Source organism: Cytobacillus kochii (assembly GCF_020171845.1).
Classification (GTDB): domain Bacteria; phylum Bacillota; class Bacilli; order Bacillales; family Cytobacillaceae; genus Cytobacillus; species Cytobacillus kochii.
Map to the genome: position 1 here is coordinate 568,088 of NZ_JAIVAM010000003.1, position 25,748 is coordinate 593,835.

40 protein-coding genes are annotated in these 25,748 nt (G+C 30.4%); all 40 read left to right on the top strand.

The features are described from left to right. Positions 1-32: 32 nt before the first annotated feature. Entirely contained in the window at positions 33-2,156 is a 2,124-nt protein-coding gene (locus LCM23_RS06320; protein WP_224936149.1) for an FtsK/SpoIIIE domain-containing protein, read from the top strand. A gap of 77 nt (positions 2,157-2,233) precedes the next feature. Continuing rightward, the gene (locus LCM23_RS26155) at positions 2,234-2,410 is read left to right on the top strand and encodes a helix-turn-helix domain-containing protein (RefSeq protein WP_224936150.1); all 177 of its coding nucleotides are present in this window, start codon (positions 2,234-2,236) and stop codon (positions 2,408-2,410) included. A 27-nt stretch (positions 2,411-2,437) separates the two neighbouring features. Next, the gene (locus LCM23_RS06330; RefSeq protein WP_224936151.1) at positions 2,438-4,735 is read left to right on the top strand and encodes an AAA family ATPase; all 2,298 of its coding nucleotides are present in this window, start codon (positions 2,438-2,440) and stop codon (positions 4,733-4,735) included. 3 nt (positions 4,736-4,738) lie between these two features. Continuing rightward, complete coding sequence (locus LCM23_RS06335) at positions 4,739-5,578, top strand: hypothetical protein (protein ID WP_224936152.1); 840 nt, start codon at positions 4,739-4,741, stop codon at positions 5,576-5,578. Positions 5,579-5,740: 162 nt separating this feature from the next. Then, complete coding sequence (locus LCM23_RS06340) at positions 5,741-7,519, top strand: ATP-dependent helicase (protein WP_224936153.1); 1,779 nt, start codon at positions 5,741-5,743, stop codon at positions 7,517-7,519. Between the two features lie 1,713 nt (positions 7,520-9,232). Beyond that, complete coding sequence (locus tag LCM23_RS06345) at positions 9,233-9,811, top strand: hypothetical protein (protein ID WP_224936154.1); 579 nt, start codon at positions 9,233-9,235, stop codon at positions 9,809-9,811. 56 nt (positions 9,812-9,867) lie between these two features. Further along, the gene (locus LCM23_RS06350; RefSeq protein ID WP_224936155.1) at positions 9,868-10,995 is read left to right on the top strand and encodes a DNA polymerase III subunit beta; all 1,128 of its coding nucleotides are present in this window, start codon (positions 9,868-9,870) and stop codon (positions 10,993-10,995) included. 226 nt (positions 10,996-11,221) lie between these two features. Then, positions 11,222-11,890, top strand: coding sequence for a hypothetical protein (locus tag LCM23_RS06355; protein WP_224936156.1), 669 nt, complete (start codon positions 11,222-11,224; stop codon positions 11,888-11,890). Between the two features lie 22 nt (positions 11,891-11,912). Beyond that, positions 11,913-12,068, top strand: a complete 156-nt coding sequence (locus tag LCM23_RS06360; RefSeq protein ID WP_224936157.1) for a hypothetical protein — start codon at positions 11,913-11,915, stop codon at positions 12,066-12,068. 37 nt (positions 12,069-12,105) lie between these two features. After that, positions 12,106-12,339 (top strand): hypothetical protein, encoded by a 234-nt coding sequence (locus LCM23_RS06365; RefSeq protein WP_224936158.1) that lies wholly within the window; start codon positions 12,106-12,108, stop codon positions 12,337-12,339. A gap of 184 nt (positions 12,340-12,523) precedes the next feature. Beyond that, the gene (locus tag LCM23_RS06370) at positions 12,524-12,724 is read left to right on the top strand and encodes a hypothetical protein (protein ID WP_224936159.1); all 201 of its coding nucleotides are present in this window, start codon (positions 12,524-12,526) and stop codon (positions 12,722-12,724) included. 15 nt (positions 12,725-12,739) lie between these two features. Further along, a complete protein-coding gene (locus LCM23_RS06375; protein ID WP_224936160.1) occupies positions 12,740-12,994 on the top strand; it encodes a hypothetical protein in 255 nt (84 codons plus the stop codon). A 99-nt stretch (positions 12,995-13,093) separates the two neighbouring features. After that, a complete protein-coding gene (locus LCM23_RS06380) occupies positions 13,094-14,938 on the top strand; it encodes an LPD29 domain-containing protein (protein ID WP_224936161.1) in 1,845 nt (614 codons plus the stop codon). Positions 14,939-15,019: 81 nt separating this feature from the next. Further along, the gene (locus tag LCM23_RS06385) at positions 15,020-16,618 is read left to right on the top strand and encodes a DUF4942 domain-containing protein (RefSeq protein WP_224936162.1); all 1,599 of its coding nucleotides are present in this window, start codon (positions 15,020-15,022) and stop codon (positions 16,616-16,618) included. A gap of 331 nt (positions 16,619-16,949) precedes the next feature. Then, positions 16,950-17,126 (top strand): hypothetical protein, encoded by a 177-nt coding sequence (locus LCM23_RS06390; RefSeq protein WP_224936163.1) that lies wholly within the window; start codon positions 16,950-16,952, stop codon positions 17,124-17,126. A 14-nt stretch (positions 17,127-17,140) separates the two neighbouring features. Continuing rightward, entirely contained in the window at positions 17,141-17,299 is a 159-nt protein-coding gene (locus LCM23_RS06395; RefSeq protein WP_224936164.1) for a hypothetical protein, read from the top strand. 2 nt (positions 17,300-17,301) lie between these two features. Continuing rightward, positions 17,302-17,682 carry a DUF7446 family protein gene (locus tag LCM23_RS06400; protein WP_224936165.1) on the top strand — a complete coding sequence of 127 codons (381 nt, stop codon included), beginning with the start codon at positions 17,302-17,304 and terminating at the stop codon, positions 17,680-17,682. 52 nt (positions 17,683-17,734) lie between these two features. Then, the gene (locus LCM23_RS06405) at positions 17,735-18,211 is read left to right on the top strand and encodes a SprT-like domain-containing protein (protein ID WP_224936166.1); all 477 of its coding nucleotides are present in this window, start codon (positions 17,735-17,737) and stop codon (positions 18,209-18,211) included. A 38-nt stretch (positions 18,212-18,249) separates the two neighbouring features. Next, on the top strand, positions 18,250-18,654 hold the full coding sequence (locus LCM23_RS06410; protein WP_224936167.1) for a hypothetical protein: 405 nt from the start codon (positions 18,250-18,252) through the stop codon (positions 18,652-18,654). Continuing rightward, on the top strand, positions 18,654-18,851 hold the full coding sequence (locus LCM23_RS06415) for a hypothetical protein (RefSeq protein ID WP_224936168.1): 198 nt from the start codon (positions 18,654-18,656) through the stop codon (positions 18,849-18,851). Before LCM23_RS06410 ends, LCM23_RS06415 begins: the two co-directional genes overlap by 1 nt. A 47-nt stretch (positions 18,852-18,898) precedes the next feature. Further along, positions 18,899-19,111 (top strand): hypothetical protein, encoded by a 213-nt coding sequence (locus tag LCM23_RS06420; RefSeq protein WP_224936169.1) that lies wholly within the window; start codon positions 18,899-18,901, stop codon positions 19,109-19,111. A gap of 62 nt (positions 19,112-19,173) precedes the next feature. Next, positions 19,174-19,425: a hypothetical protein gene (locus tag LCM23_RS06425; protein ID WP_224936170.1), complete on the top strand. Its 252-nt coding sequence runs from the start codon at positions 19,174-19,176 to the stop codon at positions 19,423-19,425. 37 nt (positions 19,426-19,462) lie between these two features. Continuing rightward, positions 19,463-19,870 carry a hypothetical protein gene (locus LCM23_RS06430; protein ID WP_224936171.1) on the top strand — a complete coding sequence of 136 codons (408 nt, stop codon included), beginning with the start codon at positions 19,463-19,465 and terminating at the stop codon, positions 19,868-19,870. A 51-nt stretch (positions 19,871-19,921) separates the two neighbouring features. Continuing rightward, positions 19,922-20,167 carry a hypothetical protein gene (locus tag LCM23_RS06435; protein ID WP_224936172.1) on the top strand — a complete coding sequence of 82 codons (246 nt, stop codon included), beginning with the start codon at positions 19,922-19,924 and terminating at the stop codon, positions 20,165-20,167. 25 nt (positions 20,168-20,192) lie between these two features. Further along, positions 20,193-20,321 (top strand): hypothetical protein, encoded by a 129-nt coding sequence (locus tag LCM23_RS25830; RefSeq protein WP_263624140.1) that lies wholly within the window; start codon positions 20,193-20,195, stop codon positions 20,319-20,321. Next, positions 20,321-20,497, top strand: a complete 177-nt coding sequence (locus LCM23_RS06440; RefSeq protein WP_224936173.1) for a hypothetical protein — start codon at positions 20,321-20,323, stop codon at positions 20,495-20,497. The genes LCM23_RS25830 and LCM23_RS06440 overlap by 1 nt, the downstream gene beginning before the upstream one ends. A 14-nt stretch (positions 20,498-20,511) precedes the next feature. After that, the gene (locus LCM23_RS06445; protein WP_224936174.1) at positions 20,512-20,814 is read left to right on the top strand and encodes a hypothetical protein; all 303 of its coding nucleotides are present in this window, start codon (positions 20,512-20,514) and stop codon (positions 20,812-20,814) included. Continuing rightward, on the top strand, positions 20,807-21,028 hold the full coding sequence (locus LCM23_RS06450; protein WP_224936175.1) for a hypothetical protein: 222 nt from the start codon (positions 20,807-20,809) through the stop codon (positions 21,026-21,028). The genes LCM23_RS06445 and LCM23_RS06450 overlap by 8 nt, the downstream gene beginning before the upstream one ends. Before the next feature lie 41 nt (positions 21,029-21,069). Continuing rightward, entirely contained in the window at positions 21,070-21,219 is a 150-nt protein-coding gene (locus LCM23_RS06455) for a hypothetical protein (RefSeq protein ID WP_224936176.1), read from the top strand. A gap of 7 nt (positions 21,220-21,226) precedes the next feature. Further along, positions 21,227-21,436 carry a hypothetical protein gene (locus tag LCM23_RS06460; protein WP_224936177.1) on the top strand — a complete coding sequence of 70 codons (210 nt, stop codon included), beginning with the start codon at positions 21,227-21,229 and terminating at the stop codon, positions 21,434-21,436. A 265-nt stretch (positions 21,437-21,701) separates the two neighbouring features. Then, on the top strand, positions 21,702-21,911 hold the full coding sequence (locus LCM23_RS06465; protein WP_224936178.1) for a hypothetical protein: 210 nt from the start codon (positions 21,702-21,704) through the stop codon (positions 21,909-21,911). Then, positions 21,896-22,198, top strand: coding sequence for a hypothetical protein (locus LCM23_RS06470; protein WP_224936179.1), 303 nt, complete (start codon positions 21,896-21,898; stop codon positions 22,196-22,198). Before LCM23_RS06465 ends, LCM23_RS06470 begins: the two co-directional genes overlap by 16 nt. Next, entirely contained in the window at positions 22,182-22,376 is a 195-nt protein-coding gene (locus LCM23_RS06475; RefSeq protein ID WP_224936180.1) for a hypothetical protein, read from the top strand. The genes LCM23_RS06470 and LCM23_RS06475 overlap by 17 nt, the downstream gene beginning before the upstream one ends. 39 nt (positions 22,377-22,415) lie before the next feature. After that, complete coding sequence (locus tag LCM23_RS06480) at positions 22,416-22,556, top strand: hypothetical protein (RefSeq protein WP_224936181.1); 141 nt, start codon at positions 22,416-22,418, stop codon at positions 22,554-22,556. Between the two features lie 108 nt (positions 22,557-22,664). After that, positions 22,665-23,003 carry a YolD-like family protein gene (locus LCM23_RS06485; RefSeq protein ID WP_224936182.1) on the top strand — a complete coding sequence of 113 codons (339 nt, stop codon included), beginning with the start codon at positions 22,665-22,667 and terminating at the stop codon, positions 23,001-23,003. Between the two features lie 158 nt (positions 23,004-23,161). Beyond that, on the top strand, positions 23,162-23,776 hold the full coding sequence (locus LCM23_RS06490; protein ID WP_224936183.1) for a protein sprT: 615 nt from the start codon (positions 23,162-23,164) through the stop codon (positions 23,774-23,776). 44 nt (positions 23,777-23,820) lie between these two features. Then, the gene (locus LCM23_RS06495) at positions 23,821-24,012 is read left to right on the top strand and encodes a hypothetical protein (protein ID WP_224936184.1); all 192 of its coding nucleotides are present in this window, start codon (positions 23,821-23,823) and stop codon (positions 24,010-24,012) included. A gap of 25 nt (positions 24,013-24,037) precedes the next feature. Then, complete coding sequence (locus tag LCM23_RS06500; RefSeq protein WP_224936185.1) at positions 24,038-24,868, top strand: hypothetical protein; 831 nt, start codon at positions 24,038-24,040, stop codon at positions 24,866-24,868. 40 nt (positions 24,869-24,908) lie between these two features. After that, positions 24,909-25,391 (top strand): hypothetical protein, encoded by a 483-nt coding sequence (locus tag LCM23_RS06505; protein ID WP_224936186.1) that lies wholly within the window; start codon positions 24,909-24,911, stop codon positions 25,389-25,391. A gap of 49 nt (positions 25,392-25,440) precedes the next feature. After that, a partial coding sequence (locus tag LCM23_RS06510; RefSeq protein WP_224936187.1) for a hypothetical protein occupies positions 25,441-25,748 on the top strand: 308 nt, incomplete at its 3' end.

A 25,748-nucleotide genomic window follows, 5' to 3' on the forward strand; every position in this document is an offset into this window, starting at 1 on the left:
ATAAAAGTAACAACTTCTATCAAGTGAACGATATGGCAGACATATTAGAAAGGATTTTATCTTCTAGATACATCGGTAATGGAGTGTATTCTGTTGAACAGGTGAAAGCAGGAGAAGAGATTGTTAACTTTTTAATGACACCAAGTTTTGATAAATATCCATATAAAGCAGCAACTAGTACTTTAGAAATTGAAGAAAATACTAATATCTTTTCCTTGTCTTTAAACAGTCCAACATTTCTACCTTTAGACATAAATCAAAAATTAGATTTACTAAAAGAGCTTGCTAATTTAGATGATGACTCGTATATTCAAATTTTATTTTGTAAGAGAACTGACAATTGGAGAGTCCCACTTATAAATAAATACGAGGCTTATTTAAAGGGTAATACCAATCCCCTAGACAATACACTGTTATGCAATGTTCAAACTAAAGTAATTAACTTTTTGTCCTCTGTGACAGGTGTAAATGAAACAATAGATGAGATAGAAGAAATAGAAAATAAAATATTGCAAGACGGTTTTAGAATTGAAGTTAGATTAGTGGCCAGCGATTCGGTTGTAAAGAATGTTAACGAATCACTTAAATCAATAACGCTATTCAATTCTGCTCAATTTAATCAAGTAGAAACATTGGAATACGCACCTTATTTACAATCTAGATCCTTTAGACATGAATCAGTTGATATTATCTTTTCTAAGCAAGAGCTTCTTCTACTATTACAGAAAGAAACTACTTTTAAACCTATTACTAATAATTCAAGCATAAAAGCAATCAATTCTACACCACAAAATAATAGTGCGCTTCAAATATTAGCTGATCCACCGCCCCAACAAATTGCAAATGAATCAAAAGAGAAATTGCTAAATCAAGGTCTAAAAAGAATAAAGCTAATAAAACAAGATTTGAAAATTAAGGAAATTGTTAAGTCAGCTAGTGTTCAAATCATAAAAGCCTATATTCCAAAAGATAAAGCTTATAGTAACTTTAAAAACAAAATTGAAGATATTAGAGCAGCTACAGGTAATCAAAATATTACTCTCGAGATAGGAGATGAACCCGATATCATTAACTTTTGTTTACCACAGGATCAACAACACCCAATTTATCTTAAAACTTTTTTAGAGAGCCCTCAATTTGAAAAGTTTAAGCAGGATAATGAGCTACCTATTATCATTGGAGAAAAAACAGACGGAAAACCCTTATTTGGCTCACTGACTAACTTCAGACATATGCTAGTATCAGGAACTAGCGGAAGTGGTAAGAGTGTATTTGTAAATACAGTTATAACTACACTGTTGCTTTCTGTTCCGTCTGATCGACTTAATTTATATCTGATTGATCCTAAGTTTGTAGAATTATCAGTATATGAAACATTCCCTCAAACTAAGAAACTAGTCACCGATATGATGGATTCATTAGTGCTATTAAATAAAATTTGCATACAAATGGATAAACGATATGAATTATTTAAGGAGCAAGGTGTAAAAAACATTCAAGATTACAACCAAAAAGAAGATAATCGTATACCTTATATGGTTATTGTAATTGATGAGTTTGCAGATTTAATGATAACAAATAAAACAGTAGAAAACTATATTATAAGGATTGCTCAAAAAGGTAGGGCAGCAGGCATACACCTTATTTTAGCTACTCAAAGACCATCAGTTGATGTAGTAACAGGATTAATTAAAGCAAACATGCCTGTTAGAATTTCATTTAAGGTAGCATCTGGCACAGATAGTCGAACTATACTTGATAAAACAGGGGCAGAAAAATTAATGGGAAAAGGAGATGGGATAGCTAAAATAGAAGGCTGCCTGAATGAGTTAGAAAGGTTTCAAGCGCCTGTTATATCCATGGACAGTGAAGAAGAGGGGAGAATATTTGAACAATTGTCTAATTATTTTTCAGAGTTGCCGACTTCAAAGGATGAAATAGACGATGTAAGAATATTGACTCCCATAGAAAAGTTAAAAGCACATATTGCTCAAACTGGTGAAACAAGAATCAGCGAGTTACAAAAAATGATGGGTATACGAATAAATGATGTTAGCAATCTTGTTAAGGAATTAGTTCAAGAAGGGTGGCTTCAAAAAGAAGGTAGGGGATATAAATTAATAATAAGCGAAGAAGAACTCGAAGAATGGAGATAAAAAACCTCTATTCTTTTTTCTTGTCAACTTGTTGACATTTAATTATAAATAACTTAATATAAATTTATCAAAAGGAGGTGAACACGATACTAAGCGGTAAAGAACTAAAGATTAAAAGAATCATAGCTAACAAGAAAGCTAGTGATATTGCTAAATACCTTAACGTACATAAGAGTTACATAAGTAAACTAGAAAAAGAAACAAGAGACATACCTATACACATATATGAGAAATGGTTGGACTATTTTAATTGAAAATAAATTAATATAAGGGGTGTTGAATTGACTGGATTAATTAACGTAACAGCACAAGTCAGTAGAGAACTATTCTATAATCAGGAAGATATGTATGGAGTATTCGCATTTAGGTTAATCAAAGGCTCAGAATTCATAAACATAGACAGGAACAATTTTGTAGTATCTGGTAATTGCCATTCTCTAGTTGAAGGGAAGGAATATAATTTCACTATAAAACCCAGTTGGAGTAAGAAGTATGGGGATGGTTATGAATTCGTTGAATTTGAAAAGCAAAAGCTGAATACAGTTGAAGATCAAAGAGAATATTTAAGACAGATATTGCCACCATCTGAGGTTAATAGTTTAATAGCAGCTTATCCTAACGAAAAATTAGTTGATTTAATCAAAGAAGGCAATATTGATATTAATTTACTAAACGGAATTAAAGAGGCTAAGTTAGAGAAAATAACTAGTCGAGTTCTAATGTATGAAAATCTGCAACTGGCCTTAATTGAATTAAAAGGGTTAGGTATTACCATGACTGCACTTCAGAGACTTGTTTCTCATTTTGGTTCTGAAGCTTTACTAATCGATAAGATAAAAGAAAATATATATGTCCTTACTGAAGTTGATTTGTTTGGATTCTTAAAAGTAGATGAATATGCTATGAAAAGGGGAGACAGTTTAGTTTCATCTTACAGAATTAAAGCTTGCTTTGAACACATATTGAAAGAGGTAGAAAAAGATGGTCATAGTTGGATTGAATTAGAAGATGCTATAAGGAGAGCAGAGGAACTACTGAAAATTGACACAGAATTAATTGTAGACTTCATCAATAAACTCAAAGACAAACCAGGAAAATTTCATTTGGATTTAAACAGGTTCGCTTTGAAAAAGAATTTTTACTATGAGAATGAAATTAAGAAAAAGTTGGATATATTGCTTAAGTCATATCAACCGAGTAAAGATTTAATTAATATCGAGTTAATTGAAAAAGAAAATAAAATTACATATACAGAAGAACAAAGAGATGCTATAAATTTAGCAAATAATAGTGGTGTATTCATTCTGAATGGTAAAGCAGGCACAGGGAAAACAACCGTTTTAAAGGGTGTTATAGACGCTATGAGGGGTTTTAATTATGCTACTTGTGCTTTATCTGGAAAGGCAGCTAAAGTTCTTGAGAGTAAAGGCATTAGATCCATGACGATACACAGACTATTAAAGATTGGGAAGGATGGAAGGTTTGTCTATAACGAAGATAATCCCTTACCTTATCAAACTATAATAATTGATGAGTCTTCTATGGTAAATAGTTATCTTTTTTATTCTTTAGTAATGGCCATAAGAAAAGGTTCAAGATTAATAATTGTTGGAGATAATGGTCAATTGCCAGCTATTGGAGTAGGAGCTATATTCGATGACCTTGTAAGCACTAAATTTTATCCTAACAAAGAATTAACACAGGTACACAGACAAGCTCAGAAAAGTGGAATCTTAACGACAGCCAATGAGATAAGAGAAGGAAACAAAATAAGCCATAGATATGACACTGGAACAAAAGTATTTGGTGAGCTAGAAGATATGGTTTTGATTCCTGTTGATGATCGAGAGGATATATTCAGTCATATTTTATCCATTGCTGAAGATTACTATGAAAAATATGGCGAGGCAACATTTAATGATTTTCAAATCCTTACAGCATTAAAAACAAGGGGAGTAAACAGTGTAAAAAATTTAAATATACAGTTGCAAGGTATTTTTAATGACCAAAAAAAAGACTACATTGAGAAGAATGGATATCAGTTTAGAGAAGGTGACAAAGTAATACAAAATGGAAACTTCTATAAGGCCATGTATTTCTCTGATTTAGACTCTTATTTAAGTAATAATTCATACAGTCCAGAAGATGAGTCACTTTTCATGTCAATGGGGTTTGAATTTGATGATGATGAGCCTAAAATTGAAACTTGTGATGTCTTCAATGGGACAATGGGGATTATTAGATATATCAATTGGGATAAAAAAGAAGTTCTTATCCAGTTTGAGGACAGTGAAGATTTAGTTTTATATGATCAACAAGACTTGAAAATGGTTGAGCTCGGTTATGCAATCACAATTCATAAATCACAGGGGATTGGTGTGAAAAATGTCTTAGCGACCTTTGACTATGTTGCTTTTAAAATGCTTTCAAGACAATTGTTATATACTGCTTGGACTAGAGCAAGCCAAAAACTAGTTGTAATTTGTGAAAATGGTGCTCTACATAAAGGAATTGAAGTTGATCATGGTTCTACTAGAAACACATTCTTGAAATATATCATTCTTGAGGAAGCTAACTAAACAATGTGTAATACTTTAAATTTTCATCCGATGGAAAGCAAAATCTTTATGCCTAATGAACTGTTTCAAGATTTAAGTGTTTTAAAAACTAAAGGGAGTAACCATATCACTTTTGCATATTCTTTTTATTATTTAATTAGTTGGCTATATAGATTTGCTAAATACGATCAATTCCATTTAACTATTAGAGAATTGAAAGAGATATTGGGATACAACAAAACTTATGGAGGGTTGGATTATATAATTAAAAAAGGTGGTGTATTAGACCAGATAGGATACACTTCTCATGCTAATAACTATCCTATCGCTTGGGAATACGATACTGAATTAAAATTCACTTTACTAAATGAATTAGATAATGAAACCCAATCAATTATTAAATCTAATAAAAGTAGAAAATACAGTATTAAACTGCCAGCTAAAGGATTCTATAGAAATAAGGATTCTGATTATTTTGACGGAACATTCTACGAGGTTGATAGAACACATCTTATTCCGTTTGAAGCTTTTAAGTTTTCAATGTCTAAAAAAGAATTGGGGTGTACAGGATTCTATTTATGGAGCTATCTCAAAATGAGAACTCAACAGTTTGAGAATGGATATGACTCATGTATTGATGATCTATCTGTGGAAACTATGATACCAAGAAGCACTTTGTTGCAATACTTGGTTCTTTTAAGAGAATATAGAATGATCACCTGTGATTACAATCAAAATTTCTTTAGCTTTAATTTATTGAAAGAAGAAAGAAAAGCTAATACATACAGGGTAAATGATTTTGAAGAGTTTTCGGATTTAAAGCTGCAAGTTACTACAATGAAATTCATTGGTAGTAAAAAATAAAATCGATTTAAAAATCGAATGTTATAGAAATCTGGACTACATATAATATATATATTATATAAGAGTTTAATTAAAAATAAATTAATACTAAGTTATTAATATATATTATATGTAGTCCGAAAACCTATAACATTCAAAAATACAATTCCAGGAGGAAATAAATTGGACTTTAATAATAAGCAACTTGAAGCAATTAATCATTATGAAGGAGCATGTGGAGTTATAGCTGGTGCAGGAAGTGGGAAATCTACAGTATTAATCAATAGGATTAAAACATTAGTTGAAAAACATAGAGTTCCTGAAAGGGATATATTAATTATTTCCTTTACAAGTGCTACTGCTAAGGAGTTAAAAGCCAAGCTTAATGGCTTTGGGTTAACCCAAGTAAAAACAGGAACATTTCATGCAATTTGTAGAGATATCCTTTCAAAGAGTGGATACTTAAATGGGAAAACGTTGATACCTGAATACAAAAGAGAACAAGCAATTGTATCAAAAGAAACTAAATTAGACACTGAGGCGATTCTGTCTTTTATAGGCTATCAGAAGAATTATTTAAAGAGTGTTACAGATGAGTTTGAACACTTCGAGAGTGAATACACCCAAGATGAATTAAGACGCTTTTATCGGGGATATGAGAGCTTTAAAGACAAGAATCATTTCTATGATCACGAAGATACGTTAATTGAAGCGCTGAGGGTGCTAGAGAAGAAGAAAATTCACTATACATTCCCATTTTTATTAGTGGATGAGCATCAGGATTCTAATTTGGTTCAAAATGAATTAATTAAGCATCTATGTCCGAGTAGAAATATTATGTGCGTACAAGATTATAGACAGGCTATCTATGGCTTTAGAGGAAGCAATCCTGAGTTCTCAATGAATTTTGATAAAGAATACCCTGGTGCAAAGATTATTAACTTGGATATTAATTACCGTTCACCAGCGAATGTAGTAGATAAAGCAAATCATTTTATTAAGAGATATTATGGGGATTTCAAGCATTATTCTGATTCAATTGCTCATTTAAAGGATAGGGGGATTATTTCTAAAGATGTTTTCTATTCATCAGAAGAAGAAGGGTTATCAGTAGCTGAGAAGATTGAAAGTTTAATTGGATCAGGTGAAGATATTAATCAAATTGCAGTTCTATTTAGAAACAATTCACAAGTGAGTAATGTAGAATATGAATTGAAATTGAGAAATATTAGCTATTACAATGCCAAGGGTGGAAGTTTCTTTAAACGAAGAGAAATAGCAGCAATCATTTCTTATTTAAGATTAATTAGTAATCCACATGATGATGTTGCATTTGATAGTGTATTTAGATTTAGAAATTATCCAATTCAATTCTTCTCTAATAAGTTGTATAACGATATAAAATCATTTTCAGGTGTACATAATTTATCTATATTTGAAACGCTAACTAGTCCAGAATTTAAATATGATAAGCCATTCCAAAGGAAAAACGCAAAAGAATTTTGTGATATGATCAACAATCTTAGAAAACAATATGATAAAGGGATTTCAGTAACAACTATGATTGACAATCTAATTAAGGCATTTAAATTTGAAACATACATATACAATAACTCTAACAATAAGGAAGAGCTTGAAGATAAAATGAAATCTCTCAGTCTATTAAAAAGTTTTGTTAAGAATAATAACCTTGAACAGTTTATTAACTTTACATATAGCAATAAGCAGAATAAACATAAAGAGAAAGATAGTGTGAAACTTATGACTGTACATGGAAGTAAGGGATTAGAATATAAACATGTATTTCTTATAGGAGTGGAAGATGGAAAGTTCCCTTCTGACAAATCAGATATTTTGGAGGAGGCCAGATTATTTTATGTAGCTGTGACTAGACCAAAAGAAAACTTATATGTTAGTGAGATTGGAAGGGATAATCAATTTGTGAAAGAATACTTTAATTAAAATTAAATTAATACAAAATAATTAATAATAGACAACCGATATGGGTTGTCTTTTTTTTGTTATAATATGGAAAATTTTAGTGGTAAAATGAAAAAAGTTGGATAATTTTAGGTTAAAATTTGTGTAGTCGTGATATATCTTTGAGAGGTAATTATTGATAGCTAATAGGTATAAAGTGTTGATTAGCAAGGAGAAATGGGGATTTATAGGCAGGAAGGATGACAAATGGATAATGACGATAACATGTGATCGTGGAAATGGGAAAATAGAAGGTCAAAGTGGGTGATAAAGCCAGTGTTTATTAGGGAAATGTTATGTGGGGAATGTAGAGAGAATAGGGGGAAAGAAGATGTAGTCGTGAAAGTGTAGATGTATCAAGGGCTGGGAGGGAGTCTGAGGAGTGAAAAGGGGAAAATTGATGTAAATTTAGGGGAGTGTGAAAGAGGAAGAATGTAGGTGTATCAAGGGATGTAGTCGTGCGTTGACGATAACATTTACGATAACAATTAGGGTGAAAATAAGGATAATTGAGTGAGAAAGGGAGAGTGAAGAAAATGGGATAAGATGGAAAATTCGAGATGGTGTGTGAATGGAAGTGCTAGGTGGATATTTTACCATAATAGCCAAAATATGGATGTTTTTAATCCCCCCATACCCTTAAAAAAGCGGTGATAATATCTGTTAACTACGTATTATGTAAATATAATCCAATTATAAATAAATACTGTTGATTGAGTTTATTTATAATATGGTAGAGCTTATTCAAAAAAATTTTTACATTTATACTAATTTTGCCAGTTTTAATTATATCTATATGGATAAAATCGCATAATAACATGTGGAAAAAAATGTAAGTATTCATATCTAACTATTCACCTTGTCACACTTTACACTCACACTCATACTATAACCATTAGCTATAATATTTACATTTACATAAACTCTACTTATACTATTCTTTATACTTTCATTCCCATCCTTCACACTTATCCATATCCTACTCTTATCACTCTATCAATTTAACCAAAAATTTTACTCTATTTTATTTAAAAATAACTTAATATATGTATACAAATATACTATTCTATGCTATAATTATTAATAGATAGAGGAAAGGAGGTGTACATAAATGTGATAAATTTAGTAACAGTAACAGCGGTTCTTGCAATAGTAACCTCGGCAACAATCATCATTATAAATTTACTTACAGCAATAGAAAAGATACTTACTATCATAGAAAGAACGAGGTCAATAAAGCAAAATAAAAAACCTTCTCCTAAACGCCCAAGTTATAGAAGAAGGTACCGCAAATAATGAATTGCCTAGGGAAGAAGATACTTCTTCTCTAGGTGATAACTGTTACTATTATAGCTCACATTTTAATGATTATGCAAACAATTAGAAAATATTTAAGCATCCTGTATTTAACCTTTGCTTTCCTGTATCTGCTTTTTAGAATGACAATAGAGAAAACTACAACTTTGATCCTGGTAGCTGATATTATGATCACTATTGCAGCCTTAGTTACATTAGTTACAATCTGGATTAATAAAAGAAATTCTTAAGCTAGCCTTTAATGGCTGGCTTTTTTTAAAAAAAAAGTTTATATATTTAATTAAAAATAACTTAATACAACTATACAATTACTAGTTTATGTGTTATAATTAATTATAGATAAAGCGTTACATAAAAACATTTAGGAGGTTAGTAACAATGCTTACTAAAAACCAGTTTTCACAAATGCAATCAAATATTTATAATTCTATGGCTAGTCAAGGAATGACTTTTAATCCTTCAGTTGATTGCAGAAATGATTTAATTAATCACTATGGTTACTCTCGTTTAGCTGTATCTAACATGTCAGATGGTGAAGTGTTTCAGCTTATGGATGAAATTGAAGCAGCGGAAAAAGGTATCCCAAATGATGAAACTAGTCTTCCTATCCATCTAGAAAGTGAACGTTGCGATTGTGGAGGAAAATTAAAAGTAAGTTTTGTTGATTGTGAGACTCGCGGAGACTGTGAAATTTATCATTGTAAATGTAAGGTCTGCAATAAAGAAATTTCATTTAATTATGCAGAAGAATGGTATGAATATGATGAACAAGATGCTTTCGGTGACCTCTTAAATGACTTAGATAATGCGTGTTTCAGAGGGCATTTTGATCGAGCTAAAGAAGTTTATCAAGATGCTAACACATTTATTAAAAAAGGAAATAATAAATCCAATCTTAAAGAAATGCTATCTAAAAAGCTAAACTATTTAAGTAAATACAATATTGACTTTGAATAAATTTGAAATTTGCTTAATGTATAAATTAAAAATAAATTTATATCGGAGGAATTAAAATGACAACAAAAACTGAAGTGTTAACAAAAATATCTATGAATGCTAATGCAATGAAGGAACTAAAGAATGTAATAAAAAAACATAAGCATAATAAACTCTATCCTATTTTATCTAATGTAAAAGTTGATATATTAAACAATACAACTATTAAAGTAAGTCACGCTAATTTTGATCAAACCCAAACAATAAAAGAGATAGACACAATTTTTAATGAATATTCTCAGCCTATTAGTTTTTTAATTCCAATTGATACACTTAAAAAAGTAAAAGGTATTAAGAAAGATTCTATATATGGGTTCACAATTGAAGAAAATAAAATAACATTTAATAATAATGGAATTAGTCAAACCTGGGTTTCTGTAAACGCTGATAATTACCCTAAAACAGCAAATACAAAGTCATTTGAAACTATAGGATTTATCAATAGTTCTGATTTAGATAATTTAAAACTTGCTGCTATTTCAACAGCAAAAATTGATTCAAGACCAATATTGCAAACTGTTTTAATTCGTAATAGTAAAATCATATCAACTGATTCACATAGATTATATAGCGCACCCACTGATTTGGAATATAATGCAGATATCATTATTCATAAAAACTTAATTGAAACAATTGCAGCCAATGAAAGCGGAAAAACATTTAAAGGAATGATTAAAAGTAATGGGAAACAACTTTCAATTGAAACTGAAAAAGGAATTTACATACACAATGCTGAAGTAGGAAACTATCCAGATGTAAACAGATTAATTCCAGATAGCTTTAATCAGTATTTAAATATTTTAAATATTGATCAATTTAAAGATATCTTAAGCAATATGCACACATTAACAAAGAATGAGCGTAATAATACTGTATACCTGGAAGTAGTTGACCGTCACACGCTTAAATTGAGCGCTCAGAATAGTCAAGGTGAAACAATTGAAACAACTATAGGAATCACTGGGCACCATATAGAAGAAGGGTTTAAAATGGCTTGCTCTTCACTCTATATGAAGGAAGCTATCAAACAACTGGACTGTATGAATGATTTAACATTAAATATTGTTTCTAATTTAAGGCCATTCACAATAACAACTAAAGAAAACAATAAGACTAGCTTAATTCTTCCTGTAAGAACATACTAATTTAAAAATAAATTAATATAAGTGGTGTTGTCTAGTTTATAAGATGATATCACTTATTTTCTTTAGATGAACTCATAAAACTAGGACTATAAATAATGAGAAATGGAAATAAAGTTTAAAAAATTTAATTAAAAATAACTTAATACTATTGTGTTTAAATATGATTTATTGTATAATTAAATTAGTTGATAGGTACAACAACATTTCAGAAAAAGGAGTGGATAAAATGTTAACTAATGAACAGTTGGAAAATTTGACAATAAAAAGAAATAAAGAAAATGTTAAACACACGGTTGATGTTATGAATAATGAAGAATTAAAAAGTTATAGAGAAAATTGTGTTGCTGCAATTGAAAGACAAGAAGACAGAATTAAAAAAGCTAAGTTAGGAAGTATAATGCAAAAAATAGCTATTGAAACAAAAGAAGAATTGGAAGGTTATGTCGCCTATATTGACGCTGTTACATCTGAAAAGATGAACGCTGATGCAGTAATTGATCAATTCTTAGCAAATTGGAAAGAAAATGTATTCAATTATTACTTAAAAATGAGAAAAGAATATGAAGCAATTAGAGGGAGTTATAATGAACGAATGACTTTTCTCAATAAGGTTACAAAGGCTGATTACAATATGATTGTGAGATACTCAGAAAGCATGATAAATAAAGATTTAGATAAAGATGTAAGACACAAGAAAATGAAATTTTATCAAACAATCACTAAGAAAGCTGGAAACATTTTAGAAGTTATAGAAATGTACTTAGGAAGTAACGGAGAAATCAACGGAATTATAAAAGGTGATAAAGAAACAGTAAGAATAGAAACAATCACAGCGGGAGGATACAACATACAAAAAGCACATTTTAGAGTATTAGTTAAAAAAAAGAAATTCTAATTTTATACAGGGGGTGGATAATATGGAATTTACAATTAAATTCGGTAAGATTGGCTTTTCATTTTCAATCGGCAAAGAAAGCAAACGTCATAAACAAATTCACAATTTCTCAATTAGCAAAATATGGTTTGATGATAATGGTGACGTTGATTTTGCGAAAGATGTCTTTTCAATATAGATAAAATGTTGATTTTATAATGAAAGGGAATGATAAAATGGCGACAATTATAGAAGCAAATGATATTAAAGTAGGCACTCAATTAGCGGAAAACGATGGTTTTTTATGGGTAGTTGATGAAATTGTAAAAGAAACACCGAAAACAATAACCGTTCGTATCTGTTCAGACTATTCAAGTTTTGAAAATCATTGGAAAATCAAAAGAGATGGTACAAAAGGTGGCTTAATTAAGTCATTTAGAAAAACCACTCAACTATATGGTATTATTTGATAAAATGTTCATTTTAATAAAACTTTATATAATGGATGGAAAAAGAAAAGTTAGTTATTGAAATTGAATACAATGAGGATCAACTGATTAAAAATCATACAACATTAGAAAATGAATAAAAATTATTAATTATAAATAACTTAATATAATATAATTAAATATTATTTAATAATGGGGGATTAATATGAATCAAACAACTTTACACCTTATCTATAAAGCAATGATGTATACAGCAAGACAACTAAATGAAGGAGAGCCATTGCACGATAAATATTTTGATCTTGAGAACATGATTGACGAAAGAAACGATTATGATTTAGAAGATATGAAAGATAATATTGAAATTGTATATAGTTTGATAGATAAAGATAGACTAGAATTTTAATAGGAGGCATTACCTTTGAAACGGTTAACGCTGCACCATGTGAAGGGTTCGGAAAAGGTTGATATTGATTTCTTTAAAATGGAATATGTGTATACAACTGAACATTATGACAATGTATCATATGCTGAAGCAAAAAGCATATTAAATAATTTAATTAAAAAATATGGCCTGGACAATACAACTGAAGTAACACAATTTTACTATGATGATAATGATTTATATTTAGATCATAGTAAAGGTGTGTTAGAAGAAATAATAAATAAATTTTAATTGAAAATAAATTAATATAAGTATTGTTATTCGTTTATATTTGTTATATAATTTAATTATAAATAAGTTAATAAAAACAAATTTCAAGGAGTGGTTAAAATGTCAGTAGCTATGATGATTAACGAGGAACTTAAAGGGATTGAGTTAAAATTTGATCAGAAGCCAGCAGCTAGTATTTTAAGTGAATTAAAAGAAAATGGTTTCCGTTGGTCAGCATTTAAAAAAGTTTGGTATGCTAAACAATCTCAAAAAACTTTTAAAGTTGCTGAAATGTTAACTAATAGTGAAAGCATTGACCAACCTAAAACAATTAAAACAGCTAAAGAAATTAAGTTTAACTTATGGCAATCTACACAATGGGAAGAAATAGAGGTTAATCAACAGCAAGGCACAAAGGAAATTGCAAAAGAAATCAGAGTACATATTAAAAAACGCTTCCCACAATGTAAATTTTCTGTAAGGTCTACTTATAATAAAATTGATTTAGAAATTAAATGCAGTCCTTATGAAAAGGGTTCAATATACTTAGATGCAATTGTAAACTATTGTACACAGCTTGTTGATGCGTATAACTATTGTGTTAGTTACGATCCATACGGAGATTATGGGAGCAGCTACAGTTTTTATTCTCATGTGGGTGTTGATTGGGAATATAAGCAAACTGAAGCTAATGAAACCGTTAAAAAGGATATAGAACTGTTTGATCTTAAAGCAATTGAAACTGAGAAAGAAGAAGAGAAAAGAAAAGAAAAAGAATATGCAGCATTCCAAGTACAAATGGAACAAAATAGAGAAAAAGCAAAACAAAGAGAAAAAGAAGAGAAACAAAGAATTGAAACAATCTATAATAATATTAGAGTAAATAACTTAATTGAAAATAATCAATATTATATTGTTGGTGCTGAATTTGCTCATTTGAACAAGCAAAACACAATTAAAGAATATCAACAAGAAGTTAAAAAAGGTGATTACTCTGTAGAAAATGTTAAAGTGACAAAGGAAATCCATTTTAACAGTGTTGAAGCGTTTGAAAACTTTTCTAACATGTTTCTATCTGACTTCAGTTTCTTAGAAAACACAGGGGGAAGCTTCACAGAAGATAATAGAGTGAATTCAATGATTGACTTTTATAATATGGATGAACTATCTAAAAAATCAGTTGCTTGGACATTAAAAGGAGTAGCAATCTATTTCAATGGCAAACTTCAGTATGTTGTTGACGCTCAAGGCTATTCATATGCTCGCTATGTTGGGCTAACTGATAATGCAAAAATTGAGAAAGATATTGCTATTGAACAGGTTAGAACAAATAAAGAAATTGAAGAGCTACAACAACAAGCTGAGCGATTAACAGATATTTCAACAGGTGTAATTTCTGACTTAGATATTATTAGCACCTGGAATAATGACAACTGGAAATTGTATAAGGATAAAATTAAATTGAAATTAAACAAATATAAAATAACTCTAACAAGTGATATTATCCAACAAATTGACATTGAGGATCTTAAAATTAGTATGTACAAATTGTTGCAAGAAGTAGACGGAATTCAAGAGCAATTCAATGATGCAGCCATTGAACAAGGCGAGAAAGTAACTTTATTCTATATTTCTGATTTCGGATCAATGATAACTAGTAGAATCACTTTAGATAGTGTGACTAATACTAAATATGCACAATATGACAATGCTGTTAAATTAACATTTAAACCAGAAGGAAAACGTAAATTACACTATCAATTTTTCCATTCTAAGCTATTAGCTTATAAAGGTTGGATGGAGTTACCTGAAACAGTTCTGAACACTGTGGAGGAAAATGGAGCCTTTAAAACTATCAGGAGTAAATATCTTTCATGTGATGAGCAACAGTATGATGAAATTTTAAATCATTTTGATAAACAGGGTATCAACCCTATTGTTAATACTCATAAGCCTAGATTTTAATATAACAGCAGCATATTTTTAACGCTGGCAGTTTTTAAAGGTTTCTGTTAGAAAAAACCTAATTTATGAAGAGGTGTTAAAATGTTTACTGATAATCCTGATTTCTATCCTACACCTAAGAGTTTGATGACAAAAATGTTATCTAAAATTGATTTTAGAACAATCCAAACAGTGCTAGAACCTTCGGCAGGTCGTGGGGATCTTGTAGAAGCTATAACAGAAAAGTTTAAATATCACCAGGGAAGAAACAAAAATTATGATATAGATACTATTGAAATAGATGAGAACTTGCAGCATGTGATAAAGGGTAAAGGGTTTAGGTTAGTTCACAATGACTTCTTATCTTATCAGACGTTTAAGAGGTATAATGCTATTATTGCAAATTTCCCCTTTTCAAATGGCGAACACCATCTAAAAAAGGCTATCGAAATGCAAGAAGAGAATGGCGGCCATCTAATTTGTTTAGTAAATGCAGAAACTTTACGCAATCCATTTACCAACACAAGAAAAGAAATCAAACAGAAATTAGAGGAGAATAACGCAAGTGTTGAATATATAGAGAATGCTTTTTCAAATTCTGAGCGATCAACTTCAGTTACAGTTGCACTCATACATATGTCTATATCAAGAAATTCATATAACAGCGTGGTCTTAGAATCGCTGAAGCAAGAAGAAAAACTCAAAAGTGAAACTGAATATAATAGTAAAGATTTAATAGATTCAGATTTTATAAAGGGAATAGTACAACAATATAACTATGAAATTAAAGCAGGCTTAAAACTAATAAATGAATATAACAGCCTAAAGCCTTTAATGTTGGCTAATTTTAACGATAATAGTAATCCTATATTAAAGCTAGATTTAGAATACAAAGATAATGAAAGCACTTTGGATAATGGTTACATTAAACAAATTCGCTCTAAGTATTGGAAAACGCTATTTAATAATAATCAATTTATGGGTTTGTTTACTACTAATTTAAAGCGTCAATACATGCAGCGAGTTGACGAATTATCAAATTATGATTTTTCCTTATATAACATCTATTCATTAAGGTTAGAACTAAGCAAGGATATGACAAAAGGTGTAGAGGAAACAATTATTAGTCTCTTTGATGAGTTTAGCCACAAACACTATTATGAAGAATCATCAAAAAATATACACCTGTACAATGGTTGGAAAACAAACAAGGCATACAAGATCAATAAGAAAGTTATTATACCTCTAAATGGATTCACTGATATTAGCTATTCATGGGGAAGATATAGACCAACAAATTATAATGTGTTAGATAAGCTTAAAGACATTGAAAAAGTTTTTAACTATTTAGATGGTGGAATGACAGAAGATCTAGACATTGAGCACACTTTAATAATGGCCGAACATTATCAAGAAACTAGAAAGATAGAGTTGAAATACTTCTATGTGTCATTCTACAAAAAAGGCACATGCCATATTGAATTTAAGGATATGGAACTTTTAAAAAAGTTTAACCTATTTGGAACTCAAAACAAAGGCTGGTTACCGCCTTCATATGGTAAGGCAGAATATAATAATATGACGCAAGAAGAAAAAGAAGTTATTAATAATTTTGAAGGTATAGAGTCATATGAAAGCGTGCTTAAGAATAAGAGTTATTTTCTTTTTGACACAGAAGAAATTTTAAAATTGATTTCATAATTTATTTAGAAATAAATTAATACTATATTACTTGTTTGGAAATCTGTATAACAGCAACCCTTTTTTATTGCTGGACTTTTTAAGGAGGTGATCTGATACTTTGAAACTACTAAAATCGTTTATAGCAAATAACTCTTACACAATTCTGTTCGTTATTTTTTATACTTCGATGTTATTTTTAGTTTTTTCAAATATGTAGGGATATGACAACTAGACAAATTACATTCTTGGAAAATTACATATAACAGCAACGACAAAATATCGCTGGACTATATAGATAAACTAAAGATGAAATCCTACTTTTATTGGTAAGGAAGGAGAGGATATAACAATGTCATTTACAATCACATGTGATCAATGTGGAGAGATGCAAGTGTTTAAAGAGGGGGATAGATGGTTTCAAAATAATATTGAGTTAGATGTAGTGGGTGATGGTGAAGGTGATGAGATTATTAATATTTTCTGTGGTAATTTAGATTGTCCTAATCAAATTGATGTAATGAAGTAAGAAAGGGTGTTTTGATGAATTTAACAACTGAGGATAAAAGAAAGTTAGAGAATACAAATTTAAAATGTTTAGCAATGCAGCTGCAAGAGGGATTGATTGACATGTGTAATTTAGATGGAGATATGAGCGTTTTAGAATTCATTAAAAATGAAATGTTTGAAGGGAGATATTAAATATGCCAAAAGAAGTAGTATTAACAAAAATTACAAATAGAATTGAGTATGCCACAACAGACGGAAAAGGGTTTATTACAGGTAAGCGAGAGGATATCACAGATCAAGTAGAATTGGCTGCCTTTGATTATTATAAAACAGAGTTTGAACGATATAATTCTGATGGAAAAGGAATGGGAAAAAACTATGATGAACTTGGTTCATTGATCTATTGTGCACCAGGAACAAAACTTGTTTGGGAAGATGAAGTAAAAGTAAGTAAGGATCGAATTATTAAAGAATTAGAAAACAGAATCACAAATGAAAGAAATATAGAAAACAATGATGCTGCATTTGAGCTAGACAATTTTCTTCAATGGTATAAAGAAGAATTAAGCAAATAAAACTGTAGTTTTATAAAAACTTTTTAAAAGTCTAAACAGGGAGAGAGACATTATGATTGTTGAGGAACTAACAGATTACGCACAGAATTTCCTGGAAGAGAAATATGGTATGAGCTTAGATATACCAATAGTCATAAATAAGCGTCTAAGATCCACTTTAGGCTCTTTCATTTTAACTAAAGATAAACCACACGAAATTGAAATGGCAGGATTTCTTATTGAATATGGTGCAGATGATGTTATATATGACACGCTTAGACATGAACTCATTCACTATGCGCTTTTTATGCAAGGAAGGCAATACAGAGACGGTACTCTAGAGTTTGAGAATGAATTACGCAAGCATAACGTTGGTAGCACAAAGACAGTATTTGTTGGAAAAGTCTACAAGTTTATATGTGAAGCTTGCTTAGGTGAATATGAATCTCTTAAGAAATCAATAGTGACTTCACCAAAGAAATATAGAACGAAATGTTGTAAAGCTAATATTGTCCCACGAGGAGAAGTAGCTTATAACGGGTTGGAATAGTTACAGTGGTAATAAAAACAGAATGAGGTGATATTTGAATGTCAGTAGGTAAATGGTGTTTTAGCTATAATGAAGAAAATTTCGAAGGTGATTTTGAATCTATGGAAGATGCAATTGAGGAAGTTCTTTATTACTTTGAAAATGAATATGAAGAATACCAAGATTGCATTTGGGTAGGTCAGACTTGTGATGTCAGTATAGGTATAAGTGCAGATATGATTATTGATCAGATACAAGAAGATGTTTATGAACAAGTTGGAGACTATGCAGAAGAATTTTTAAGCAGAGTAAAAGAAGAGCATAAGAATGAACTTGAAAATGAATTACATAGTGTATTTATGATGTGGATGGTTAGAAACAAATATAGGCCTAGCTTTTATAGAGTGAATAATGTGCAAAAAATTAATTTAGATACTTATTTAAAAAATGGAGGTGATAACTAATGAACGAACTTAAACGAAAATGGAAGAGTATTGACGAATCAGTCAAACATTTTAATAAGACAGGCGAAGAGTTCTATCGTTATACGGTTACACCAGATATGACAAGGGATGTGTTCGAGTTGATTGCGGAGGTCGAACGTTTGAGGGAGTTGGCAAGCAAGTTTGATGGAGTAAAGTATTATTTAAAAATAAATTAATAATTTAATTTGATAAAAGGTCGATTTCATCAAAAAGGAGGGATTGTTTGGGGATTATGTCAGTAATTTTTATCCCTATAGTTATATTGATTAGCATATTTTTGCTCATGGTCTTTGCTTGTGTTGGAGCAATACTAGAAAAGCCTGAATTGACAGCCAAGATCCTTAACGTGGTCGCAAAACTCTTTCAATTGGCCATTTTGGCATTTATGCTTATCGGGTTTATTGTCGTGATAGCGTTAGGCATTTTCTCAATATAGCAGACTAAAAAGAAAGTATGTTAATCAAAAGAATAAACAGAGAGCTAATTAGGAGGAAAACAATGATTACACGAAAATCACTTTTACCGTATGGACGTTTAATTCATTTAGATAACGAGAAAGAAATTCCCGAAATATGGCTAGAAGGATTTAAAAAAACGCATAAAGTTATTGGGCATTCAGATAGTTTCATTGCAGTTAGAAGCTTAAACGATAGTAATAAAGTACGTGGATTAGATAAAGCAGATATACACTATCTCCTTCCGAATGAAACTAGTGGATATACTAGTCATATTTTTGAATGCAGACTATGAAACAATAGAATATAACGTTAATTAAGGAGGATTATATATGGAGAAACCACAAGTGAAGCATGTAACATTTATAAGAAGCGAAGGAAAATATGACTGGCTTCATCCTAATGAAGTATCTGCAAATTATTATTTCAATATTCCACATTTGTCACACGAAGAGCTAAAAGAACTTAATATCACTACCAACTATTTAGTGGATTTAGATAAAGATTATTCTTGCTCACCAGAAAGCTACACTCCATTAGAACTAGCTTATGAACTTAAAGATATATATAACTCATATTGGATACATAGTAGTCAAAAAGAGATTGAAAGATTAATTGAGTTTCTTGAGGGAATTGAAGAAGAACAAGTACAACTTAGACATGAACATTCAATTGAAAATGCTAAATATCAGATTCATTATTGGGAGATGGAATTAGACCGATTGAATGAATTATATTAAAGAAAATAAATAAAAGTGCAGTTTTATCTTTTGAATAGCGGAGGCGATAATATGAAAACAGTATATATTGATGCTGAAAGAGTTGTGAGAGAAGCGATTCATCATAAACAGCAGCTCATGGGTGATGATTTTATTGGATTTAAATTCATAAAAGGAAACAGCGTATTCTGGAATAGCTTACTTAATAATCTTCATTCACAAGGTGAAAATGTGGCAGAAATATTAAATAGTGAGTGGTTAAGGAAGAATGAAATACCTGTAGTTGAGTTTGATCATATGGTTTGGAGAAATTATTAAATAAAAACAAAGGGGATAAAGATGAATGAATAAAGAAAAGATGATTTGGTCTAAAGAATTAGGGATTTATTTGCTTCCGAAACAACCTAACAAAAATGATATGGTTTGGGATAAAGAACTAGGAATCTATAAATTATCTAAAGGTAAGAAGTAATGAAAGATATTGAATTTGCCATTACTGTACTTGAAGCAGATTTAGATAAAAGAAGGAAAGCTGTTTACGATGCACATCTTACAAATCTAACTACTTCACAGATTAGTGGATTATTAAAGGATATTGAGTGTCTATATTCAGCTATAAAAAAATTAAAAATAATTTGGGATAATTAATAGAGGTGAACAAATTGAACAAAAATGAAGCTAAATTTATGGCATGGGATTGGGATGAAGGCAGGTTTGTTTTAATTCCATCTAATAATATTGTAGAAGCTATACATATCGCATGGAATTATGAGTTTGATTTATATGAAGCTGAAACAGAAAAGATTATTTTTTCTGGTCGAGAAGATAATGTAGGTAACTCTGATTGGCTAGAACCGTATGGTATAAGAATGATTGATGATGGCGGACATAGAGTATTACAAAACATTAAGACAGGTGAAATTTATAGGGCTAATTGGCAAAGAGTGAGGGATTTGCATGAGTGAAAATAATAAGATTAACACTTTTATAGTGTACTTAAATGAAGATCTAAATGAAAGTATTTCTTTTATGCTTGATTTTTATCGTGCAAAAATTATTTGGAAAAGCACGACACTTCCCAAGACAATTGCGATAAAAACTCATATGAAAAAAAAGAAATTGTTGAAGTTTCCTTTTGTCTCAAGAGTTTATAATTCTAGCTTAGGCGAGTTTAACTAAAATGAAAGTCGAATTTTATCAAGAAAAGGAGTGAATCATTAATGAATATGGAAGCACGCAATATTTTATTTGAATTAGAGTATACCCAAGGACTTATTGATGAAAAAAAGTTAGAAATCATGTTACTGGAAAGAAAGGTAAAGAAGCTAAATAAGAAACTTGAGACAGTAGTAATTGAAGAAAAAGGGTGATTAACATATGAGTAGTGTACCTAGAGATATGATTGAAGACCATGAAATATTAGCAAAAATTATCGAAAATTTCATGTGGGAAGGAGAGCCATTTAAAAGTAAGAAAAAAGAGCATACAATTGAAAAAATGGAGAGTTTTTTGGAATTTCTTAGAGATTGTTCTTGGAAATCATATTATACTGGTGCTAAATATATGGGATGGGAAGATGAGGATTAAGATGAGTTTGGGAAAAAGGCTAAATAGAAACAAAAAGAATGATTTAACAATATGAATATTCTTGTACCCATATTAGTATGTTTATTCATCTTATTTTTACTAATATTGCTAAACTATCTCATAGATAAGAATCACGAGCATCGTTTTTGCATAAAGAAGCAAGACTGGATAGATGAAGATGGAGACAGAGTTATTATCAAGGCTTGCAATAAATGTGGATTAGAACATATAGAAATTATACCAAAAGAGTTAAGGTGATTAAATAATGGATAAAGAAAAGATGAGATTATTTCTAGAAGAATTAAACCAATTACAAACAAAGCATGGAATTTACATATCTGCATTTGCAGAAGAGCATTTTGAATATAACTACAGAGAAGAATTAGAATTTGAGTCAGCTAGTGCACAGCTTTTATTTACTGATACCGAAGGAAATGAAATGACAGAAGATGAGACTTTATGTTTAGAACAATAAAGTTAAAGCTAAAGCAAAAACGATGCAATCATACATTTTTCGATACAGGAGAAGAAACTCGTTGTCCAATAAAAGGTGGTCAAAGATATTTTAGATGTCCTAAATGTCATAAAGAAATAGGTGTTTATATCCCAGAAATCAAAAATGTTTACAACAGAACGGAATACTTAAATAAGTTCAATCTAGAAGGCTCAAGGTATTATAGTCAGAAAGATTGGGAGTCAATGACAGATGAAGAAATTAGAGAGATAATGTCACGAGGTGAGGAATATGAAAATTGTAACTAAGGACAATTTTTGTAGAGACTTATTCACTGAAACGATTATAGCTGAAAATGTGAATGAGTTTATTGGTAAGCAACTAGTTAAAGAATGGAATAACAAACATTGGACAGAGAACTCTGATTATTATTTAGCATTAGTTGAAGATGATTATAAATTATATGATGGATATTCTGAATTATAAATGAATAAAAGCGTGATTTTAATAACTTAGGAGGTGGCAATGATTTTTAAACGAAAGAGATGTAAGCAATGTGGTTGGGAGTTAAGTATATTAAGTAGACAAAAATTCTGTAGCGAACATTGCGTAGACACTTGGGAAAGAGATAAAAGGGAAAGCGAGTCTAATCAGAAAGGTAAATAAAAGAGTTATTTTAAATGATCCTTCTCATGCGAGAGGGCTTATTTTTTTATAAAAAACAATGCATAAACAAGAACGTTTGTTCTATAATAGTTGTAAGGAGATGATCTTATGGCCATACAAGATAGAGGAAAGAAAAAGTGGCAAGGTTTCTTTATGACTGAGCATACAAACTTATTAAGAAAGTTTAATGAAGATTACTATCAGCAACAAAAGCCCATTTTAGATTCATTTGAAGTTGAGCATATTGAAAGCCAGATCCATTATGCTATGGAATTTTCTTTTAATGTGCATCTGAAGGTATGGAGAGAATCTGAGGAAATAATAAAGGGTAAGATATGTAGGTTAGATCAGTTTAAACAAATGGTATACCTGGAGGACAGTGAGGGATTTATTGTGAAAGTGTTGTTTGATGATGTGTTGGGAATAGAAGTGGAAGAAGAATTTTAGGTTGCATATGCAGCCTAATTTTTAATTGAAAATAAATTAATATATATTGACTTGATTGTAGGGCTGTTATATAATTTAATCAAGAGGAAACACATACCAAATAATACAAATCTCTAACATAAAACTTCTCTTTCATTTTAATATAGGAGGTGCAAAGAATGAGGACAGTACTAATTGGTGAACATTACACTTATGACACAGGTAATCCAAAAGCGAAAATAATAATGTTTGTAACCGATAAAGGAAAATATGTTGGTGAAGATGTTTATTTTTTCGATGCGATTGCTTTAAATCCATTTGGAGAAGTATTTCAAAAAGATTATGAGCTAGGATTTTTTCAAAGTGAACATGTCCGTATCTCAACAAAGGATGAAATAAAAAAACTAAGAAATTGCAGTCCAGTTGATTTACAATGGATGAGAAAGAAAGCAGAAGAAGCTATTAAAAAGTATTGGAATATTGACTCTTTGCCTGAAATAATTTTTGATCCAGATGAACCACTTGAAATACAATTCAAAGGGGCTTATGATTCGAATTTAAAGGCAATCATATTCCGTTCAGAGTTTTTAATATTGTTATCTATCCAACAAATAGAAAAAGTTCTTATTCATGAACTATGCCATTGGTATCTACATAATACTGGTCAGGATTTTAGGGATGAAAATGTACGATTCGCAAAGGAAATTATACGTCTAGGTATCGAAGATACAATTAATATTCATAATCCAAAAGCAAAAGCGGCTTATGAGGAAGCTAAAAGAGAGTTAATATAAAACAAGTATTTTAATAGATTATTATTAGAAGGGGGACAATTGCTATGGATAAATATGTAATTATATCAGATGATAATAAATTTTGGAATGAGAATAAAAAACAATGGGTAAATATTTTTTCTATGGTTTCTCCACTGGAGTTTGAGGAGGCTCAACGAATAGCTAATGACCTTGAATCTGAGCATGAGATAAGTATTAAATCATTTAGTGAAGAATTAAGAAAGTATAGCATATAAACAAATTGAAAAGGTGTAGATTTATATGGAGAGTTTAACCAGGATAGTAGATGCTTTTAAGTTTCAAGAACAAATAGCAGAGAGGCTTAAAGAAGCAACAAACTTGTCTATAGATATTTCTAAGTTAATTAGAAACGCAATTAACGAATCACTTCAGGGTATTAACGAATATGATTGGCCAGCCTTATTTAAGGAAACTGAAGATGATATGATTGTTTTTAAATTTGCAATTGTATCTATGGGATACCCTCCACCTCACTCAATGGATATACCTACAATGAGAATGATTGCCAATTCCTATAAGGAAGATAAAGAATATACCAAATCAATAATAGATCAACTAATGGTAGATTATTATAATGATGAAGTAATTGAAATTATTCATGATTCGTGGGAAGCAAAAGAAATCCTTAAGAAGAGAATCCATATTTTAAGAAAAGTTATTATGGGGTATAAGCTAGGGTTTCATGATTTGGTAATTCCCACTTTATTGGCACAATTCGAAGGTTTATTGGTTGATTGCTTTAAGATTGATGATAACGTAGGCGGAAAAATAATATCTGCACTGCTGGAAGAGCTTTTGCTGAAAGATTCAAATGCTGAATGGGACTTTGATGAAGCAATACACTATTATTACACTAAGAATCTTTTAGCTACCTTTAAACATGGAAAAAAATTAAAATCGCTAATAAGCAGAAACGCTATACTACATGGTGCAGATATCAAATATGGAATTGCACAGAATTCGATCAAAGTTATATTACTTTTTGATTACATAGTGCACTGCCTAGAAGATATATCAGAAGAGACAATATCAAAAGGGCAAGAACGAGTAGAAGAAATTAGGTTAAAATAATCATTTTATTTATGTACAATTAATTAAATTGGAGGTTTTTATGATCACTAAGGAACATATTCAAAAGACAATAGTTGAGGGCATAGTTGGCGGTTTCAGTTATCATAGAATACGTATGGGAGACGCATGTGTATATACATCATATTTAACAAGAGACCTAATGAAAAGGTTTTATAATTTAGATGTAGAATTGGTAGCGGGTGAATTAAGGTTTACTGGTTTACCAATTGCTTACCTTTGGAACCCGCCAAACGAATTTCACATGTGGGCAAAAAAAGACAAAGAAATAATAGATATTTCTATAGCGGCTTTGACTCAAAGGGATGAATTTAAAAAGGGTAATAGATTTTATAAATTTAAAGACTGCGAAATTGGCGTAGTTTGGGAAGAAGAGCCTTATTGCGGTCAGATATATACCGAAATTGAAAAGGGACTAAATAAAATAGAGTCTCCTGTTGATGCGGAAGATTATATAGACATTCTCAACTATGCAATTAAGTATATTGAAAACTACAATAGATGATTTAACAACATAAAAGAAATAATTTATTAACAAACTTATGGAGGTTCAAATGGAATACTATGAAAACCTACCCACACTAAATAAGACAGCAGAAAAATATCTTGATAAGGCTCAACAAGAATTGAAGTACTGTATTACTTGTCAACCATATGATGGTGGGAGTTATGTTTGGGTACTGGGGCAAGAGACTACTATTGACGATATTTTGGATGATGTACAATGTCCTGAAAAGTACAAAGAAGACATTGCATCACATTTGTCTTGTCCCAGTTGTGGAAAGGCCGGATTTGAAAGATATGAAGTAGCAGGAACAGAAGACATATCTATTCTAAAAGAAGAAGAACAGTATATAAAAAT